Source organism: Hyunsoonleella sp. J2K-J805 (assembly GCF_057167125.1).
Window position 1 is genome coordinate 876,844 of sequence record NZ_CM169901.1, and the last position, 18,143, is coordinate 894,986.

18 protein-coding genes are annotated in these 18,143 nt (G+C 32.6%); 9 read left to right on the plus strand and 9 right to left on the minus strand.

Annotated elements, in window-relative coordinates; translation table 11 throughout:
• From AC1B0Z_RS03870 to AC1B0Z_RS03895, 6 genes are read left to right on the plus strand one after another with little or no spacing between them, the layout of a single operon-like run.
• Positions 1-933, plus strand: a complete 933-nt coding sequence (locus tag AC1B0Z_RS03870) for a hypothetical protein (RefSeq protein ID WP_483794237.1) — start codon at positions 1-3, stop codon at positions 931-933.
• Between the two features lie 52 nt (positions 934-985).
• Entirely contained in the window at positions 986-1,570 is a 585-nt protein-coding gene (locus tag AC1B0Z_RS03875) for a serine O-acetyltransferase (RefSeq protein WP_483794238.1), read from the plus strand.
• Positions 1,571-1,572: 2 nt separating this feature from the next.
• Positions 1,573-2,655: a glycosyltransferase gene (locus AC1B0Z_RS03880; RefSeq protein ID WP_483794239.1), complete on the plus strand. Its 1,083-nt coding sequence runs from the start codon at positions 1,573-1,575 to the stop codon at positions 2,653-2,655.
• Positions 2,656-2,668: 13 nt separating this feature from the next.
• On the plus strand, positions 2,669-3,811 hold the full coding sequence (locus AC1B0Z_RS03885; RefSeq protein WP_483794240.1) for a glycosyltransferase: 1,143 nt from the start codon (positions 2,669-2,671) through the stop codon (positions 3,809-3,811).
• Between the two features lie 15 nt (positions 3,812-3,826).
• Positions 3,827-5,734 carry an asparagine synthase (glutamine-hydrolyzing) gene (asnB, locus tag AC1B0Z_RS03890; protein WP_483794241.1) on the plus strand — a complete coding sequence of 636 codons (1,908 nt, stop codon included), beginning with the start codon at positions 3,827-3,829 and terminating at the stop codon, positions 5,732-5,734.
• On the plus strand, positions 5,734-6,867 hold the full coding sequence (locus AC1B0Z_RS03895; RefSeq protein ID WP_483794242.1) for a glycosyltransferase family 4 protein: 1,134 nt from the start codon (positions 5,734-5,736) through the stop codon (positions 6,865-6,867). The genes asnB and AC1B0Z_RS03895 overlap by 1 nt, the downstream gene beginning before the upstream one ends.
• Positions 6,868-7,185: 318 nt before the next feature.
• On the opposite strand, the gene AC1B0Z_RS03900 is transcribed toward AC1B0Z_RS03895, so the two are convergent.
• From AC1B0Z_RS03900 to AC1B0Z_RS03915, 4 genes are all read right to left on the minus strand, one after another.
• Complete coding sequence (locus AC1B0Z_RS03900) at positions 7,186-7,830, minus strand: hypothetical protein (RefSeq protein ID WP_483794243.1); 645 nt, start codon at positions 7,828-7,830, stop codon at positions 7,186-7,188.
• A 51-nt stretch (positions 7,831-7,881) separates the two neighbouring features.
• On the minus strand, positions 7,882-8,208 hold the full coding sequence (locus AC1B0Z_RS03905) for a glycosyltransferase family 2 protein (protein ID WP_483794244.1): 327 nt from the start codon (positions 8,206-8,208) through the stop codon (positions 7,882-7,884).
• Positions 8,209-8,474: 266 nt separating this feature from the next.
• Positions 8,475-9,248, minus strand: coding sequence for an SDR family oxidoreductase (locus AC1B0Z_RS03910; RefSeq protein ID WP_483794245.1), 774 nt, complete (start codon positions 9,246-9,248; stop codon positions 8,475-8,477).
• A 39-nt stretch (positions 9,249-9,287) separates the two neighbouring features.
• Entirely contained in the window at positions 9,288-10,577 is a 1,290-nt protein-coding gene (locus AC1B0Z_RS03915; protein WP_483794246.1) for an ATP-grasp domain-containing protein, read from the minus strand.
• A gap of 603 nt (positions 10,578-11,180) precedes the next feature.
• On the opposite strand from AC1B0Z_RS03915, the gene rfbF reads away from it, so the two are divergent.
• The 3 genes from rfbF to AC1B0Z_RS03930 are packed head-to-tail and all read left to right on the plus strand — an operon-like array spanning position 11,181 to position 13,890.
• Positions 11,181-11,948, plus strand: a complete 768-nt coding sequence (gene rfbF / locus AC1B0Z_RS03920) for a glucose-1-phosphate cytidylyltransferase (RefSeq protein ID WP_483794247.1) — start codon at positions 11,181-11,183, stop codon at positions 11,946-11,948.
• Positions 11,933-12,997: a CDP-glucose 4,6-dehydratase gene (rfbG, locus tag AC1B0Z_RS03925; protein ID WP_483794248.1), complete on the plus strand. Its 1,065-nt coding sequence runs from the start codon at positions 11,933-11,935 to the stop codon at positions 12,995-12,997. Before rfbF ends, rfbG begins: the two co-directional genes overlap by 16 nt.
• Positions 12,998-13,002: 5 nt before the next feature.
• Complete coding sequence (locus AC1B0Z_RS03930; protein ID WP_483794249.1) at positions 13,003-13,890, plus strand: NAD-dependent epimerase/dehydratase family protein; 888 nt, start codon at positions 13,003-13,005, stop codon at positions 13,888-13,890.
• Positions 13,891-13,926: 36 nt separating this feature from the next.
• Here AC1B0Z_RS03930 and AC1B0Z_RS03935 read toward each other — a convergent pair whose 3' ends face one another.
• From AC1B0Z_RS03935 to AC1B0Z_RS03955, 5 genes are all read right to left on the minus strand, one after another.
• Positions 13,927-15,141, minus strand: coding sequence for a glycosyltransferase family 2 protein (locus tag AC1B0Z_RS03935; protein ID WP_483794250.1), 1,215 nt, complete (start codon positions 15,139-15,141; stop codon positions 13,927-13,929).
• Positions 15,142-15,145: 4 nt separating this feature from the next.
• Positions 15,146-15,961: an SMP-30/gluconolactonase/LRE family protein gene (locus AC1B0Z_RS03940; RefSeq protein ID WP_483794251.1), complete on the minus strand. Its 816-nt coding sequence runs from the start codon at positions 15,959-15,961 to the stop codon at positions 15,146-15,148.
• Between the two features lie 14 nt (positions 15,962-15,975).
• Positions 15,976-16,722 carry an SDR family NAD(P)-dependent oxidoreductase gene (locus tag AC1B0Z_RS03945; RefSeq protein ID WP_483794252.1) on the minus strand — a complete coding sequence of 249 codons (747 nt, stop codon included), beginning with the start codon at positions 16,720-16,722 and terminating at the stop codon, positions 15,976-15,978.
• 138 nt (positions 16,723-16,860) lie between these two features.
• A complete protein-coding gene (locus AC1B0Z_RS03950) occupies positions 16,861-17,466 on the minus strand; it encodes a sugar transferase (protein ID WP_483794253.1) in 606 nt (201 codons plus the stop codon).
• Positions 17,467-17,570: 104 nt separating this feature from the next.
• Complete coding sequence (locus AC1B0Z_RS03955; protein ID WP_483794254.1) at positions 17,571-18,062, minus strand: hypothetical protein; 492 nt, start codon at positions 18,060-18,062, stop codon at positions 17,571-17,573.
• Positions 18,063-18,143: the final 81 nt, after the last annotated feature.

An 18,143-nucleotide genomic window follows, 5' to 3' on the forward strand; every position in this document is an offset into this window, starting at 1 on the left:
ATGAAAGCTTTTTTAAAAAATATAGTCGTATTTCTATTGATTAGTATTATAGCCGGAGAGATTGTTGTAAGAATACTACATGTAATGCCCGACATACCAAAAAGAACTATTGATAATTTTGGCATACAAAAGTATATCCCAAATCAAAAAGGTGATTGGAAAATGAGAGACCATCACTGGGCTATTAATCGTTTTGGCTGGCCAGGAGAACTTCCCGAAAGCTACGACAACCTTATTGCTATCATTGGAGATTCGTATATTGAAAATTTTATGAATCCTTTTGAATGCCATCAGGCTACATTCCTAAAAAAAGAAATGCCAAACAGTAATTTTATTGAAGCATCACGATCTGGGGTATCTTTGATTGAATCCATGGAAATAAGCAAACAAATAGATACACTTAATCCCAAAATGGTAGTAATTCATACTGGTGACAATGACGTTTATGAAAGTATTCAGGAAATTAAAACGTTCCCAGATATTACTCAGCTAAATACCAAAGAAAAAACTATTGTATACGGCAAGTTGAAATCATCTGGTTTGAAAAAAGTACTTTATTCCTGGAAACTTCTTTATTATTTTTATGACCGATTTCCTTTAAATTCGAATAAAAAAAATGCTAAAACCAAAAAGAAAAATAAAAACCATAAAAGGAGATTTGAATCAAACGAAACCTACATTAAAATATTATTAGCCTATATAAAAGACAATTACAATATCAATAATAAAGTTTTCGTATTCAAACCAAATAGTGATAAGAGTATTATAGATTTATTTAAGTCCATGGGGCTTAAAACCATATTGCTCGATTCATCTAAAGATAAAAGTTGGACATTTGACTATGATCCCCACTGGACCTGCTATGGACATGAAAAAGTAGCTCACCAAGTGAAAGAAGGCTTAGAAATTAATTTTGAAGACTTCAATAAATAAAATATAACGTGTATGGCAGTAGAAATTTAAGTGGACATTTTAATTCCGTTTTATGATTACATCAAAAAAAGATTATATAGAGTATTTAAAGCAAGATAGAATTGCCAATGGCTTTGGAGATTCATCGGGCATATTTCAAACTCTTGTAAATATTATAACGCCTAACCCCATCAAAATTTTCTTAAAGCGGTTGAGAAAGGCGGAATACTATAAGAATGCAAAGACAGGTGCATTTAGCGGGGCTTATTATTTTTACCTTAGGTATTTATTAAAGAAGTCTTCTGTAAAACTTGGCTTTTCAATACCGGAAAATGTATTTGGTCCTGGATTAGCTTTAGTCCATTATGGTACCATTGTGGTTAACATAAATAGTAAGGTTGGTAAAAATTGCAGGATGCATGCATGCACAAATATTGGAGCTTCTGGTGGTAGTAAAAAAGCCCCGATAATAGGAGATAACGTATACATAGCTCCTGGTGCCAAAATATATGGTGATATTAAAATTGCAAATAACGTGGCAATTGGCGCCAACGCAGTAGTAAATAAAAGCTTTGAAGAAGAGAATATTTTTATTGCAGGAAATCCTGCTAAAAAGATTAAAGAAATAGATATTACCAAAATTATCAGGCACATATAATTATGGCAAAAAAGAAGATTGTATTTGTTTTACCTGATATTACCTCAGGGGGCGCAGAAAGAGTTATGTCTTTTGTTGCCACTAATATTTCAAAAGAAAAGTTTGATGTTTCTCTCTGGGCTGCGGGTTTTGAAAAGAACACCAAATACAACCTTGATGGCATAAATGTGATATACTTCAATAAACCTAGAATACTAAATGCTATTCCAAGTTTTTATAAAGCACTCTCAAAATACAAACCAGATATTGTTATTAGCTCTATTGGCCATGTTAACTCCGTGATGGGCTTTTTATCTGTATTTTTCCCTGTGACTAAGTTTATCGGTAGAGAATCTAACGTTATCAGTGTAAGAAGTAACTATACTAATAAAAATGAGAAGAACATATTCACAAAATTCCCTTTAGCTAAAATAAGCTATAAATTTTTAGATATTATTCTATGCCAGTCCAAGGATATGTTTGAGGACATGAAATTGGTATATAAAGTTCCAAATAAAAAACTTAGAATCATAAATAATCCGATAAGCGATGGTTTTCAATATACCAACCACGTCCAAAAAAAAACAGATAAAGTTAGGTTTATTACAGTTGCTAGATTAAAAAAACAAAAAGGCCACGAACGAATTATTGAAATACTTTCAAAACTTGATTTCCCTTTTGAATATACGATTGTAGGAGATGGGCCTGAAAATGAAAATGTTTTCCAGCTTATTAATAAATATAAGTTGCAAGGAAGTATTAAACATATCCCTTACACAAACAAGGTTGCTGAGCATTTAAGAGCATCAAACTTTTTTCTACAAGGTTCATATGTTGAAGGTTTCCCAAATTCTTTAATAGAAAGTTGTGCAGTAGGTACTCCTGTAATAGCTTTTGATGCGCCTGGTGGCTTGAATGAAATCATAGAAAATGGTATTAATGGGTTTATTTGCAATAGCAAAGACGAATTTATCAGTAATCTTAATAAGGCCGTAAAAGACATAAAATGGGATCACAAACAAGTAAGTGAGTCTGTAAAAGTTAAATTTAACAAAGAAAGAATTCTTGAGAAATATGAAAATTTATTTCTTGAAATTCTAAGTTGATAATATTAAAAAAATGTCCTCAAAGAAAAACATAAGTATACTTAATACGAGTTTAACCAGTGGTGGTGCGGAAAAGGTCATAAGTCTTTTATTGAAGGAGTTAATAAAGGATTTTAATGTTACGCTAATTCTCTTCTATAATGAAATACACTTTCCAATTCCAGAAGGAGTTAATGTGGAAATTTTAAGTAAAAAAAACCACAATATCCCGTTTTATGAAAAAGCAATAAATGTTTTTAAGTTTTTATTTAAGTACCATAAAATCATAAAAAGAAAGAAAATAGATTATGTGGTTTCTTTTTTGGCTTTTCCAAATTTACTTACAGGTATTATTTCTATCTTGGACAAAAAACCAAAAACTTTTATAAGTGAAAGAGGTTTCCCTTCGGATAATACGAGCAGTAAAACCTCTCACTATATTTCAAAAATATTTTACCCTCTGCTTTATAATAGATGTGATAAACTATTTTCAAATTCAGTTTATATAAATAGTGACTTAAAAGATAATTTTGGAGTTAAAATACCTATGGACATTATTTACAACCCAATAGAAAAACCAGAAAAGGTGATTAACCCTAGTACTCTAAATAATAATGCGCCTCTAAAGATAATTACAGCTGGAACCTTGAACAAAAGAAAGAATCAAATAATGATTATTAGGGCTGTTGAAAATTTAAAATTCAATTATAAACTATCAATCTTAGGAGGTGGTGAATTAGAGGCATATTTAAAAAATGAAATTGAGACGAGAAGTTTAAATGCAAAAGTTTCTTTAAAAGGTAAAGTAAAAAATGTAAATGATTATTTAGTGAACAGTAATTGTTTTGTATTATCATCATTTACAGAAGGTTTCCCTAATGCATTGTTAGAAGCTATGGCCATTGGACTGCCTTCCGTTTCGACCAATTGTCTTTCGGGACCATTAGAATTACTAAACGAAAATGAGCCTATAAATCTAAAAGAAGGAGAATTTTATAAAGGTAAATACGGTATTCTTGTTAATAATGACGACCACATAGCCTTAGAAAAAGCCCTACGATATTTAGAAAACAATCCTGATGAACGTGAAAGATACAGTAAACTGAGTTTGGAACGATCCAACGCTTATTTACTTAAAACAATTTATTCACAGTTTAAGGATTTTATATTAAACTAAAAGCCAAAAATCACCATGTGCGGAATTAATGGATTAATCGATAAAACTAGCTGCAGTAAGCAAGATATAAAAACTGCACTTACCAAAATGAATAACTTAATTATTCATAGAGGCCCAGATGAAGATGGATTTGTAGTAGAGAAAAAAGAGCATTTTGGTTTAGGTATGGCCATGAGAAGACTATCTATTATTGACCTCTCTACTGGAAAACAACCCATCTACACAGATGACAAAAAAATTGTAATCGTCTTTAATGGTGAAATTTATAATTACAGAAAACTTAAAGCAAAACTTGAAGAATCAGGAGTTGCTTTTAAAACAACTAGCGATACTGAAGTTATTCTTAAGCTTTACGAAAAGTATGGGACAGATAGTTTTAAGTGGCTAGATGGTATGTTTGGTTTTAGTATTTATGATGCAAATAAAAATAAACTTTTTATTGCTCGAGATTTCTTTGGCGAAAAACCATTGTATTACACCAATACAGATAAACAGTTTTTATGGGCTTCAGAATTAAAATCAATAGTAGATGTTCTGGATTTTAAGCCTGAAATATCAAATAAAGGGCTAAACCTTTTTTTAAGATTAACATATATACCTGCCCCTTATTCCATTTATGATAATATCTACAAATTAGAGGCAAATCACTATATAGAATTTGACTTGGAAGCCAATAAGTTTGAAACACATAAAATTTGTGAAGAAACTCTTCCTAAAGAACAGGATATAAGCTTTGAAGAAGCTAAAAAAACTGTTAAGGATTTAATGTACGAAAGTGTTGAAAGTAGATCTATAGCAGATGTGCCTCTAGGTACGTTCTTATCAGGCGGAGTAGATTCTTCAATTACATCATTGTGTTTGTCACAATCAACAAACAAAAAAATAGAAACATTTTCCATTGGGTTTAAGGAGGCAAAATCTGATGAAACGGATAAATCTAGATTAGTAGCAAATCTTATCGGAAGTAACCACCATGAATTTAAAATTGGAGAAGACGATTTAAGAGATAATATTGCAGAGATTCTATTGAATTTTGACGAACCTTTTTCGGATACAGCAGCTCTACCAACATACTTTGTTTCAAAAAAGACAAAGGATTATGTTAAAGTAGCACTTACCGGTGATGGAGGTGATGAAGTATTTGGTGGATACAACAAATATTATGTTGGTAAAATGAATTCTAGGTACACTAGTATTATTCCAGAATTTGCTCATAAAGGTATCCTTTCTGCTTCAAAATATCTACTAGCAACTAAAGATGATAACAGAGGTAAACGTTTCAAAATAAAAAAAATGCTTAGAGCTATAAACTATAATGGCGAGCACTATTGGGATATCATATCTCTGGCAAACACAGAAAGAGAACTGAAAGAAATTTTAAATCCGAACAGACATATAGGCAACTTATTTAGTGAATACAAGGATATTCTATATTGCGATGAAGCTAAAACACTAACTGAGTTTAGACATGTAGATAAAATTTTAAGTTTGGAAGGTGGTATGCTTGCAAAAGTGGATAGAACCAGTATGCAGAACTCTTTGGAATGTAGAGCTCCTTTTTTGAACAAAAAAATATGGGACTATACCAATACACTTCCAGAAAAATTCTTAATGAATGGATGGAATAAAAAATATATATTAAAAGAAGCTTTTAAAGATCAGTTCCCTGAGGAGTTTTTAGAAAAAAGTAAAATGGGCTTCGGTTCTCCAGTTGGAAACTGGTTAAAATCAAGTTTGAGAAAAGAGTTGGAGTCTTTCATCGAAAAAGACTTTTTAAGAGAACAAAACATCTTTGATGTTGATAAAATAATTCCTCTGGTAAAAGATCACTTAAGCAGTACTAGAGATAACACCTTTAGAGTTTGGGCATTTTATTGTTTTCAAAAATGGTATAAGTTTAATTATTTACAGATAACGGACTAATGGAGAAGAAAAGAATTTTGGTACTGGCATCTTTAGACCATTCACTAATAAATTTTAGAGGAGACTTCATTAAAAGTCTAATAAAAAATGGTTATGATGTTTTTGCAGGTGCACCAAGTTTTAGTGATGAGAAGCGACAACAAGTTAAAGATTTAGGCGCAACGCCAATAAGCTTTAATTTGCAAAGAACTGGGCTAAATCCGTTTAAAGATTTAAAATCAATTCTGGAGCTAAGAAAATTAATTTCTGCCAATAAAATTGATTTATTATTCCCATATACTGTTAAACCGGTAATTTATGGTTCAATTGCAGCAAACTTGACTAAAAAGCCAGTAATATCTTTAATTACTGGTTTAGGATTTGCATTTACTGGGCTAACACGTAAAGCAAGAACACTTCAAAGATTCAATGAGTTTTTATACAAATTATCTATTAGGAAAAACAAAGTTATCGTTTTCCAGAACCCTGATGACTATCAATTGTTTTTAGATAGAAAAATCATATCTACAAAACAACAAGTAAATATAGTTAGCGGTTCTGGTGTTAATTTAAATCAATTTAAAACAAGGATTAATAATAATGCTTCAGATGTAATTAGTTTTATTATAGTATCCAGATTAATAAAGGAGAAAGGAATTGAACTCTATATTGATGCTGCACAGGAACTTAAATCTAAGTTCCCAAAAGCGGAGTTTCATATCATCGGCTCTCCTAACGAATCAACCTCATCATTAAATTCAGAGAGATTAAACGCGCTACATGAAGAAGGTACTATTGTTTTTCACGGGCCACAAAACAATGTTCCAGAGCACTTATTCAAAAGAGATATTTTTGTACTGCCAACATACTATAGAGAAGGTATTCCTAGATCTATTTTAGAAGCACTTTCCGTGGGCATGCCAGTTATTACTACAAATACCCCTGGTTGCAAAGAAACAGTGATTAACAAAAAGAATGGTTTCTTAATAGAGCCTCAGAACTATGAGGAATTAGTTTCTGCCATGGAATATTTCTTAATCAATAAGGCAAAAATTAAGGAGATGGGCATCAACAGTAGAAAATATGCCGAAGAAAAATTTGACGTTAATATTATCAATAAAGATTTACTTGAAGTAATTAAAAGTATCGTTTAGATTTGGAAATGAATTAGTGTAGTTTTTTTACGACACCCCCCTGAACCTTTGGAACCGTCATTAATAATGATTATTTCATAAACTCACCATGTGGCAGGTTTTTTTTAGTAAGCTTCTTATGCAAAGAACCACGTACTTTTCATTATAATTCAACGGTATAATTACGCTTAATTTTATTTGGTTTTGCTTGACGGATAATTTGTTTAGTTCTCTTTCTAAGACTGACTAGTTGAAATAAACCCTAGTAAAACCGCTTTATGACCATTGTTAAAGATATAAAGTTTTTCTACTAATTATTAGATTTTATAATGGCAGTTTTTAGGAGACTAGTCTCTTAAGTTTTAAACTAGGATAAAGCAAAGCCTTGTTATTAAAGACGGATACAAAAACTATGCTATATATAAGACTCGTTTTGGGACCTCCAATACCACCTAAATTTCTATTTATTGGATAAACTCCTAACTGACTTAACCGTTGTCTGATATCTTTTATATCTCTAAGAACCAAATTATTACACCTAAAAATTTTAATGAATATTGCAAACACATAGGATTGCTGCCTTTTCTTAAAATTTATAATTGCCTTATTGTAGCTTTTATGTGATTTATCTAGAGTATCCATCAATAAATCCAGTTCCTCAATGGCTATAATAAGATCGTATATAAATTTTTTCAAATGCGCATCATCCGTACTAGTCTGAACAGAACCTTCAACCTTCACAAACCTATGCGCATCAATCTTTTTCTTGGCTACTCTATTAGCTTTAACAAAAATATTAGAGGTGAATATTGAGTCTTCAACCATAAAATTCTCAACGAATCTTAATCCCGTATCTTTAAGATACTTTGTCTTAATGAAGTACCACCATACTTCACTCCTATAACCACTCTCTCCTAAAAATGTAATACCATCTACTACATTTAAATCAAAGTGGCTAGGCGAAGAACTAGATGATTCAATCATAGAATCATCTTTCGCATTTTTTGTAGTAAATCCTAGGATTTCTAGGTTGTTTTATTCGGCTAACTTGATAAGTGTACTTAAAACATTTGTAGCCATATAATCATCAGCATCTAGAAAATAAATATAATCCCCTTTGGCAAGATCAAGGCCTCTATTCCGGGTTGCACTCAAACCATGATTCTTTTGGTTGAACATGCGAATATTTGCATGTTTTAGACTAAAATTTTCTGCAATAGTTCCACTAGAGTCAGTAGAGCCATCATCAATTACAATTATTTCATAATCCTCTTTAAATGTGTCTTGATTTATGAGGCTTTTAAGACATCTTTCAATATACTTTTCCTTGTTGTACAAAGGAATGACAATACTCAATTTCATTTATTGTTTTTTTAATTAAACTTAAGTACTGCCAATTTTTAGGCTTATACCCCTCTTCTTCACAAACTAATTACGGGTCACAGATTATTTGGGGAAAAGGACAAATATAAGGTTTAATAGAATATCGAGGGATGCTATCCTCGTGAAATAAGTTTATGCGCTTTCACTAAACACTTAATTTCAAAAGTTTTAAGTAAAAATTTAGACTAAGTTATAAAGGCCAAAAATTTTAATTATCAAATTATAAGTGCTTTGATTTCCAGATTTTATCTTCCAAGATAACCTCCATCCACTGGAATTATTGTGCCAGTGATATAGTCGCTAGCAGATGAGGCTAATAGCACAGTTAATCCTTTTAAGTCCTCGCCACTTCCCCATCTTTTCATAGGAACGCGCATAAACACCTCATCGGTTCTTTTTTTATCTTTTATTAGTGCAGTATTTAACTGTGTATCCATATACCCAGGTGCAATAGCATTAACGCAAATCCCTTTAGAGGACCAATCATTGGATAAAGCCTTTGTTAATTGCCCTACTCCACCTTTAGAAGCAGCATAAGCTGGTATAGTAATGCCACCTAAAACACTCATTATAGAAGCAATATTTATAATTTTTCCTCCTCCGTTTTTCAGCATTGTATTTCCTGCATATTTACAGTAGTAAAACGTTGCATCTAAATTTATTGCTATAACCTTGCTCCACTCTTCTTCAGGAAAGTCCTCACTTGGATATCGTCTTTGTATCCCTGCAGAATTTATTAAAATATCTACAGTATCACCAAGTATATTTAAAGATTCCTTGTAAGATGCACGTATTTGTTCAATCTTGCTAACATCGGCTTTTATTGCACTTACATTTAGGCCATCTTCTTTAAACTTCTTACATATATCAAATACTCTGTCATCAAAATCAATAACAACAGTTTGTGCCCCCGCTTGAGATATGGCTTCTACCATGGCTTTACCTAGATCTCCTGCGCCCCCAACAACAATTGCCTTCTTTCCTCTTAAATTAAAGGCATTTAAAATATTTTCAGTCATAATGTTTGATACTTAATTATTATTTAAATCAAAAAAAAATTAATTAGCCATATAATCTTCCTGATTCCAAGGTGTCAACCACTCTATAACCATATTTTCACCTGCATCATTACTAACCTTAAGCGTGTTTTTTACATCTTCTAAAACTGCATTAATTTCTGCGACAGAATCTGCTGCAGTATAAATTCTGTATAAAATTTGCCTTTCGGTACCAACCCACTCTTCTTTAACCGAGTCTCCACTTTTAAATCGTTCTACTACATAATTTACATTTTTATGAGCTTTTATGGCTTCTAACCCCTCTATGTTGGCAATTTTACCATTGGTAAGCAATACCCAAATAGAAGAAGCTACTTTCCCATTCATCATGTAGTCATTCTTCTCAGCAAAGTTGTCCTCTCCGAATACTCCTGTCAAAGCAAAATTTATTAACATTTTTCTATGGTCAAAACCGTTGATATGCAATAAATGTATATGTGGAGCCTCACCTTGCAACCTAAACCCTGGATCATAGCTATAGAATTCTCCATTCTCGACAAAAAACTGAATGTTAATAATCCCCGTTTTCACTTCTGTACTTTTAAACAGTTCTGATAATTTAGGATGGACTTTATTGATAAATTGACTTGTATATTTTGAAGGGTATATAGTACCTAAAGCAATGGGACTGGAATCACCTTGTTTTCGGGTTAATGTTCTATCAAAAGTTGCTGATAGATAAGGAATTCCGTCTTTGAAAGTGTAATAGGCGCACATATCGTCACAATTTTCATCCATATACTTTTCAACAAGAACTACTCCTTTTTTCGAAAATTTTAGCGCTTTTTCTACTGTAGCATTGTAGTCTTGTTCATCTCGACAAATTTTCATTCCAACACCTCCCCCACTATCAACAGGTTTTACCATTAATGGCAATTCCAACCCTTCGGGTTTTCTAATTTTATCATTTTTGTTTAAATAAATACCAGGAATATCCTGAACTCCATGTTCAGCACAATATTTTTTGTAACCATCTTTACTACAAAATGCCTCCACTGTTTTTTCTGTGGCATAACAAGGAAATCCTAGTGCATTACAAATTTCCCTGTAAGGTTTTACTAGTATGTCGGCCACACCAACTAAAACACCATCTACTTTTCGTTCTTTGGCTACATTTACAATTTTGTCTACATCAAAACCGTCTATATTATATGTTTCTGAGGCTTTTTCTTTTGCAGGGGCATTTGGATTAGGGTCTATAACTATGGTATAAACACCCATAGACTCTGCAATATCTACTAAAACTCCAGTTTCAGGGTTTCCTCCAAGTATTATAAGTTTTTTTTGCATTTACGATATTTTTATTTTCTATCAATTCAAATGTTGGTGCATTTAAAAAGCGCTTCTTAAAGCAACAAATATATTCAACTTGAAAATTGTATCACGGCTTCTTATGTAAATTTCGACAACTTAATTAAAAACACCTCTAAAACGACTCTTCTTTATGGACCATCAACTCAATTTTAGTCTTGACAAGGAATAATACTATGCCAATTATTTCTATCTTTCACAAAAAATAAACAATAATAGCATAGTAAAACAGCTTATACGGGTTTCATGTACTTAACAGATAACTACTTTTTTGGAATTTCTATAATAAGCACAAGCATAATTTTGATCTAAATCTTGTTTAATAACAACCTTGTTTCTTATTGACTTAAACTAAGTTTTAGGATAAAAGACCTTAATAAGTATACAAGAGGTGCAAGTAAGTTCATACATAAGTATGTTATATACTTATAAAGCGTTTTTATCGAAAAAATGAAATGAACTGGTAAACTTTTATAAAAAGTATTTAGATTTGCGCAAATCTCTCAATGGTATGGATTATTATCTGTTACGGATTGTTGTGGGATTAATTTTTGAAATAACGTTTAATATTAAATATACAAAATGAAAGTTTTATTGTTAGCAGGTGGTTTTGGAACAAGAATTTCTGAAGAAACACATCTAAAGCCTAAGCCCATGATTGAAATAGGTGGAAGACCAATTTTATGGCATATTATGAAGATGTACTCTCATTATGGTTTTAATGAATTTACAGTCTTATTGGGGTACAAGGGTTACATTGTTAAAGAATTTTTCGCCAATTACTTTCTGCATCAGTCTGATGTTACTGTTGATTTGGCACAAAACAAATTAACTATTCATGATAATAAAGCTGAACCATGGAAGATTACACTTTTAGATACTGGGTTAAACAGTATGACAGGTGGACGTGTATTGCGTGCTCGCGATTATGTTGGTGATGAACCTTTTATGCTAACCTATGGTGATGGTGTATCTGATGTAAACATTAAGGAATTAGTGGAATATCACAAAAGTCATTCAGGTTGTATTACCATGACCTCTGTGCAGCCCGATGGTAGATTCGGGTCTCTTAAAATGGACGGAGATCGTATTAGCCAATTTATGGAAAAACCTAAAGGAGATGGGGGTTGGATAAATGGAGGTTTCTTTGTTTGTGACCCTAAGGTTTTTGAATATTTGGAAGGAGATTCTACTATTTTTGAAAGAGCGCCATTAGAAAAAATGGCAGATGACAAAGAACTATTTGCGTTTAAACACACAGGCTTTTGGAAACCAATGGATACCCTTAGAGATAAAAATCAACTGGAGGAAATGTGGTCCAACAATACAGCAAAATGGAAAACATGGTAGCATATGACGGTTTTTTTAATGGTAAAAAAGTTTTTTTAACTGGACATACTGGTTTTAAAGGTTCATGGATGACACTTTTACTTCATGCCCTTGGAGCAGAAGTAACAGGTTACGCACTTGGTCCTGATCAAGAACAGAACTTATTTGATTATGCCGGTTTGGACAAAAAAATGCATTCTCATATTGGGGATATTCAAGATAGTGCTTCTCTTCTGGATGTAATGAAAAATGCCAATCCAGACATCGTGATTCATATGGCTGCTCAACCCCTAGTGATTGAATCATATAAAAACCCTGTTTATACCTATGGGACAAATGTAATGGGTACTGCCAACTTGCTTGAAGGGGTACGTCAATTACCCAATGTAGATGTTTGTCTTAATATCACCACAGATAAAGTTTACAAGAACAATGAATGGCTCTGGGGGTATCGGGAAACAGATGCCTTGGGTGGACATGACCCTTATTCCAACAGTAAAGCTTGTTCTGAATTAGTGACCCAATCATTCCGTGATTCCTTTTTTGTTGATTCTACAACGATTGTGGCTACAGGAAGAGCTGGAAATGTAATTGGAGGTGGAGATTGGGCTGCAAATAGATTGGTGCCAGATTTTATAAGAGCTATCCAGTCTGGTGAAGAAGTGGTAATAAGGAGTCCAAAAGCTGTAAGACCTTGGCAACATGTTCTTGATTGTCTTGGTGGTTATTTACATCTTATTTGGCAATTGTCAACTAACAAAAAATTATCATCTAGTTATAATTTTGGGCCTGATGATGATAACATCAGGACGGTCGAATCTCTTATCGATATGGTTTGTAAATCATGGGGTGATTCTGCTTCTTATAGAATTGAAGGTAATAACACTTTCCACGAAGCTGGTTTATTGAGATTGGATATTTCACTGGCTAGACAAGAGCTAGGTTGGCACCCTAAGTGGGGTATGGAGAAAACAGTATCGCAAATAGTAGATTGGTACAAATCTTTTTCAGAGGGGCAAAATGCTTTAGCGCTTTGTGAAAAGCAAATACAGGAATTCCTTCAGAATTAAATAGTATGGACAGACAATCCCTTTTTATTACTGGAGCTGATGGTTTTCTGGGGCATCACCTTGTAAAACAACTTTCAGAAACCTATCATATAATTGGTTTAGTAAGATCTCCCGAAAAGCTGAAACGCTTAAAGGTTGGACAAATAACATTATGTAGCACTTCCCAACCTCTTGATGAAGTTTTTGAAAGATACAAACCTGTGGGAATTGTACATACAGCTACCAAATATGGCAGAACTGATGAATCTGTACCTAGTTTACTCGATGTCAATGTTGATTTACCTGTGAAATTGTTGGAACTGGCGCAAACCCATAATTCTAAAGTATTCATCAATATTGGTAGCTTCATTACTCAAGGTAAAGGCTACAATTATTTGCAGGATTATGCCTTATCAAAAAAACAATGCTCTCAATGGCTCGAACTAGTAGCAAGTAAGGTAAATACGTGTAAGGTCATCGATTTCACCCTATATCATCCTTTTGGACCGGGAGATGCAGATACTAAGTTTGTCACTAATATGGTAAAATCCATAAAAAAAAGAACTCCATTTATAGAATTAACTCCTGGTGAACAAAAAAGAGACTTTATTTATGTAGGCGATGTTGTAGGTGCTATTGAATTAGCATTAAATCGGTATATTGACCTAAAAGAATCTTATACTCAAACCGATTTAGGTACTGGGACATCTCATACACTACGACATTTTCTTGAGACTTTAAAAAAGGTAGCTGGAAATCAAGAAACTCAGCTTAGATTTGGATATTTACCATATCGGGAAAACGAAATCATGGAAGCAAAAGCCAAACCTGATTTACTTAATTCATGGGGCTGGAAACCGAATTACACGCTCGATCATGGCCTTTTACTTACACTAGAACAAACGCCTTTTTGATTTAAAAACCACTTAAGTAAACCTAACTTTTAACACTTAATTAGAATCAAAACCCAATTGAGCGAATAGCTGCGTGATTTCTTTTTCATTCGTATTTATTTGAACCACTTTTTTACTATCAATACCCATAAGGACTAATTCTTCCATAATTGCCTTAAAAGCAACCGGATTGATTGTAGCTATTATAAAAAAATCAAAATCCGTATTTACAATAGAGCCAAAAGGATTAACATAGTTATCGCCAATACTCATTTCATGGAAATCAATATCTATCCATTTAACAATTTGAAAAAAATTGCTTTTATAATTGGATGATAATAGATGCTGGCCAAACGAACCTGAACTATAAATCATAACCCTTGAATTCCTCTCAGCTTTAAGAAATGGATTAAAAATTATATTTCCAGAAGCATCATGAATTAATCCCCCAGATCTAACTAAAATTAATGAATAAAGATAATATAGTATCTGCGTTTTTAAGTTTTCATCTGGAAGAAAAGGACGCAATTTAGTTTCCAGAAAATTCTTTAGTAGTCCTAATCTATAAAATTCAATTGTAGTGTTTTTAATAGATTTTAGTATGGAATCGTGTCTTTGTCTATAATAATACAATGGTATTTTACTTATTGTTAGCTTTTTACAAATTGACAAATAAGTATAAGTTATAGCTGCATCCTCTCCCATTACAATTTCTTCAGGAACATCAAACAATACTTGGTTTAGTAACTCCCGTTTAAAAAGCTTACTCCATACATAAGTCGATATTTCATGTTCGCAAAAGGATCCGTTATACATGGCTTTTGGAAGTATGGAAGACTTGATTTCTTCTTCATCAAAAACTCCTGTATATGGTGGTCTTATTGTTTCAATTTTTCCATTAAACTCTCTAAAATGTCCAGTAAGTACAAGATCGGATTCATTTACTTCAGCAAGTTTAAATAAAATATCAAGATAAAATTTATCAACCCAATCATCTCCATCAATATATGCCACATATTTCCCCTTGGCGTTTCTTAGACCTTCCTTTCTTCCACTTAACAATTCCCCATGTTCTTTGTGCACAGCTTTAATCCTACTATCTTTTCTTGCGTAGTCATCACAAATCTGCGGACAATTGTCTGGACTTCCATTATCGACTAAAATCAGTTCAAAATCAGTGAAAGATTGATCCAAAATACTGTCAATACATTTGGGAAGATATGCTTCAATCTTATAAACTGGTACAATAACACTTATACTAACTTCGCTCATAAGTTTATTTATTTAATTCAACATAAAAAAGTCCACCTCCAAAAATATCGTCATTTGAAGAGGATTTTGCAGTTGTTATATATAGATTTAAATTATTATCTAAACAGCAGGATGAAACATTTGGACATGGTAATTTTAGTTCATCAAGTTTTTTACCATTGTTAGGGTTCCATCGTGATACGCAACTTCCACCCCATTCTGCAATCCACAACATACCGCCCTTGTCCATACACATCCCATCAGGACTTCCGAGTCCATCAAATTCTATCACGTAGGATTCAAATGAAACATTACCTGTTGTCAAATCATATGCGTATTTAGCCACTTTTTTAGTTGGTGTATCAATAAAGTAAAGGTTACTCCCATCATGCGAAAAAGACAAACCATTAGAAATAGTGGTGTTCTCTATTATAACCTTAGATTTTCCGTTAGAATATGAAAAAACCTTACCTATATTATTTTTAACATCGGGAAAGCCCATTGTGCCAATTATAAACCTTCCAATTGGATCTTTAATTCCGTCGTTGTATCTAACATAATCTTCTATATCTATTTGAAAAGAAAATTTCTTCTGTAGTGTGTTAAAATCTACTTCAAAAAAACCGTTTTTGGAGGCAACCATGATTCTTTTACTATCCAGCAAATAAATACAACTTACAGGAGAATCAAACTTTACGCTTAAAATCTCTCCAGATGATGGGTTATAACAGAATACCAAATAATCTAAAATGGATACAAAATAAAGAAGATTCTCTTTGTGGTCGAAAACTGGTCCTTCTAAAAGTTGTGATTTATTGTAAAAAATAAGTGAAGGATTCATAAGTTATATATTCTTTAAATGTAATGCCCTCCTGTAATTCTAATTAAAGACCCTGTGGTCATAGCCGATTCATCTGAAATCAAATGCATTATTGCTGGTAATGGATCATATTTATTTAGTAAACGCCCCATTGGAATAACATCGCTAGCAATAGCATTCAATTCTTCCTCACTAACTCCCTCTTCTGCTCTTAATTTAAGCTCTCCTTCAGTATTAGTCCATCCCATTGCCAAATAATTTGATCTCACCCCATATTGAGCATAGTGGTGCGCAATATGGTTTGACAATGTATATAAAGCACTTTTTGTAAGCGCATATGGAGCCCTATCGATATCACCATAGTCCATATGTGGCGACCCAAAGAAGATGATTGAACCTGCCTGAGATTTTATCATTGCCTTGAGTACATGTTTTACTAAAAAATATGCCGCCTTGAGATTAATATTGAAAACACTATCATAAACCTCTTCCTCGGTTTCAAGGATATCAGCAATTGGGGTAATGCCAGCATATAAAACTAAAGCATCAATTCTTCCAAATTTTGCAATAGTTTGCTTAAAAAAATTCTCAATTTCATTTATGGTATTTAAATCAATTTCATGAAAGTAGAGTCTGCTTTCCGATTGTAAAGATTGAATGATCTCGTTACCTTCATCTTGGTTCCTACCACAAAAGGACACATTATATCCTTTATCTAAAGAGGACTTTAGAACCTCGAAACCAACACCTTTGGTACCTCCTAAAATCATTACGGTTTTCATAGACGCAAAGTTTTTTGGTTTTTATTATATCACCGTCCAAATCTAGTTATTTATTGCTAGGTTCAAAATTTTTTACCCACATAATTCTCATATTGTCGTTCAAAGCAATTATGATATGAGTGATCTTATTGGTTTTAATTAGTCGTTTCCTTGCCATAGACTAAAAGAAGCTTCTTCTATCGATGACATCGCCTTTCTATTAAATATTTTTTGAAAAGTTTTTAGTAAAATTCTTAAGTCAGTTTTTAAGCTCAAATTATCTACATACCATACATCGTGATCAAATCTTTTCTGCCATGATAATGCAGTTCGTCCATTTACCTGCGCCCATCCAGTAATACCAGGCCTAACTAAGTGCCTTCTTGACTGGTTTTGATTATAAAGTGGAAGATATTCAATTAAAAGTGGTCTAGGCCCTATAAGAGACATATCTCCTTTTAAAACGTTTACAAGTTGCAATAGTTCGTCTATAGAGGTTTTTCTTATAATTGCACCAACCTTAGTAATACGTTGCTCCTGATTTTCTAATTCACTTTTACTTTTTTCAGGATCCCTCATTGTTTTAAACTTGATAATGGTAAATATTTTAGCATTCTTACCAGGTCTCTTTTGAAAGTAGAAGGGTTTGCCCTTATTAGCAAACAACAACAATATTATTAAGGCAATAATTAAAGGAGATAATAAAACCAAAACCATGAGCGATATTACAATATCTAAAATTCTTTTAAAAAAAATTTCATACATAGTGAATTAGTTTAGTGCGTCTAGAGCGTATTTAGCCCTAGTTAAAACTTCCCGAAAAATTGGCGCTATTATTAATATGGTAAAAATATTGCTAAAACATCAATTTAAGGAAACTGTTGAAATTTTTTATACCTGTCTGGAACTGGGAATTCTGGGGTAACACCGTGCCAAAACATATTTATAATCCACCATCGCTCCTGATAATAAGCTAATTGGATACTTTTTACATCTTGTTTATATGGCTTATTATTTGCCATATCTTCCTTACTATGGAAAGCTTCGCAATGGCTAAATGCGTGCCCAATATTAGCATAAGTTTCTACCACTCTGCCTACTTCTCTTTCGTAAAAGGCAGTTTCTCGAGTATTGTTAAACCAATAGCCTATGCGTTCAACATAATCGTTCGGGTGAATCCATTGGGGCCTAAGATTGCGGTTTATATCATATTCATAACCAATTTTAAAAGCCTGAGGGTGAAATAAAAATTTCATAAAATCCCAATCTCTTTTTTCTCCCGGCTCTCCTCCAAGACAAGCATAAAATGCCGTTATTAAATCATCAATAGTTTGCACCTTTTTTAAATACTCTTTTTTCATCAATTTGTATAGTTTTCTTTGGTTTATTTTCAATTATTCTACTCAAATAAAAAACAATTATTTTAATAATTTGAAAATCTA